Source organism: Streptomyces boluensis, assembly GCF_009908195.1.
Taxonomy (GTDB): domain Bacteria; phylum Actinomycetota; class Actinomycetes; order Streptomycetales; family Streptomycetaceae; genus Streptomyces; species Streptomyces boluensis.
On record NZ_JAAAHS010000651.1, the window covers coordinates 1 to 2,132 of the forward strand.

2 protein-coding genes are annotated in these 2,132 nt (G+C 73.8%); both read right to left on the reverse strand.

The features are described 5' to 3' along the window. Positions 1-39 precede the first annotated feature (39 nt). Positions 40-1,020 (reverse strand): asparaginase, encoded by a 981-nt coding sequence (locus tag GUY60_RS37090; RefSeq protein ID WP_161705904.1) that lies wholly within the window; start codon positions 1,018-1,020, stop codon positions 40-42. Positions 1,021-1,122: 102 nt separating this feature from the next. Next, a partial coding sequence (locus tag GUY60_RS37095; protein ID WP_161705905.1) for a fibronectin type III domain-containing protein occupies positions 1,123-2,132 on the reverse strand: 1,010 nt, incomplete at its 5' end.

Here is a 2,132-nt window from a genome sequence, read left to right on the forward strand (position 1 = left end):
GTGGGGGGGGCGCTCCGGACGTCTCGGGTCGGTCGGCGTTCAGGCGTGCTGCGCGAACGCTTCCGCGATGTCCGTCTTGTCGGCCTCGCCGCCCGCGAGCAGCAGCCGCAGCAACACCCGTGCCTTGTACGGGTCCAGGAGCCCGCCGTTGATGAGGCCGCGGCGGCGCAGGTCGGTCTCGGAGCCGATGGCGCCGTACGTGTGGGTGAGGACGGAGCCCGCGCCGGTGCGGGAGGTGAGGACCACGGGGATGCGGGTGGCGAGCGTGCCGAGGACGGGGGCGAGGTCCGAGGGGACGTGGCCGACGCCGAAGCCCGCGACGACCAGGCCCTGATGGGTGTCGGCGAGCGCGGCGAGGGTGCTGCCGTCGTCGTCGAGCGTGACCGTGTGCAGGGCGACGCGCGCGGGCGGTCCGGTGGGCACGGCGAGGGCGGGGCGGCGCGGCGGTCGGTTCAGGACGCGCACCTCGCCCTCGATGACATGGCCGAGCGGACCCGTGTCGGGGGACGTGAACGCGGCCGTGCTGGTGGCGTGCGTCTTGCGTACCCGACGGGCCGCGTGGATCTCGTCGTTGAGGACGACCAGGGCACCGAGGTCGCGGGCCTGGTCGGCGGCGGCGACGCGGGCGGCGGCAAGGAGGTTCCCGGGGCCGTCCGGGCTCGCGAGGGTGGGGTTGCGCATGGCACCCGTGACGACGAGCGGCTCGGGGTGCGGCCACACGAGGTCGATCAGGTACGCGCTCTCCTCCAGGGTGTCGGTGCCCTGGGTGACTACGACACCACGCGCGCCCGCGCGTACCGCCCGTGACGCGGCGTCGACCAGGTCGAGCAGGTGCCGGAACGTGAGGTTCGCGCTGGGTACCGCCTGGGTGTCGTGCACGTCGAGCGGTACGTCGAGGCCGGGCACGGCTGCGGTCAGGTCGGCGCCGGTGAGGCGGGTCACGACGGTGCCGCCGCTCCCGTCCGCCCTGGCACCCGCCATCGCGATGGTCCCGCCGAGGGTGAACAGGGCTACGGTCACGGGGAGTACCCTTCGGGGACGGCGGCCGGGTCGTCCGGGGCCGAGGGTCGGCGGGGCATTGGCGGGGCACCGACAGGGCACCGGCGGGGTGGCGCGGCGAGGCTACCGCCCGGCCGGGCCCGTGGTCACCGTCCGCTCCGCGGAGAACGCCCCCCAGTTGCCGTCGGGGAGCTTGGCCCGCAGTTTCACCCGGTACGTCAGGCCGGCCTCCCGCGTGATGAAGAAGCTGTGCTTCGCCTGCCCCTTCGGCGCCTTGGCGCCCCACATGAGGGTGGTGGCCTGCTTGCCGTTGAGGTGGATCTGGTACTCGCTGACGTCGCCGCCTGTGTCGGGTGGTGTCCACTTCAGGTCGAGGTAGTGCGCGTGGTCGTCGAGGTGCGTGGCGACCTCGAAGCCGGTGGGCGCGGTGCCCCGCGCGGAGTCCTTCGCGCCGTCCGGGGCCGCTGCCGTACTGAGGCCCACGGCGCCGCTCGGCCGGGACGTGTTGTCGGCGGCGTCCCGCGCGACGACCGTGAAGGTGTAGTCGGTACCGGGCCGAAGTCCCGTGACCAGGGCGGCAGTCGAGTCACCGTCGACACTGTGGATCTTCGATCCGCGCTGATGGATCTCGTACGAGGTGACCTCCTTGTCGTCCTTCGCCGCACTCCAGGACAGGGTGGCCGCGCGCGGTCCCGAGGGGTGGGCGCGGAGGCGCGCGGGCGCGGTGGGCGGTTCGTGGTCGGCACTCGCGCGGGCGCGCGTGGTGACGGAAACGGCCCGGCTGAGCGGGGACGCGTTGCCGTCGCGGCCCTTGGCGCGGACCGTGAAGGAGTACTCGGCGGAGGGCTGAAGGCCGGCGATGTCCACCATGTACCGATCGGCGGGGACCGTCTTGACCCTTGTCCTGCCTCGGTAGATCTCGTACTCCGCGATGTCGCCCGCCGCGCTCTTGTTCCACATCACATGCACCGAAGTGGCGCTCGACGCCTGGGCGGTGAGGCCGCGCGGGGCCACGAGCTCGGCGGCGGGCGCGGGCGCCGCTTCGGAGCTGTCGGAGCAACTGGTCAGGGACAGGCAGAGGGCCGCCGCGAGGAGGCCCGCGACGAGCGGCGTGACCGCGCACGGGGTGCGGC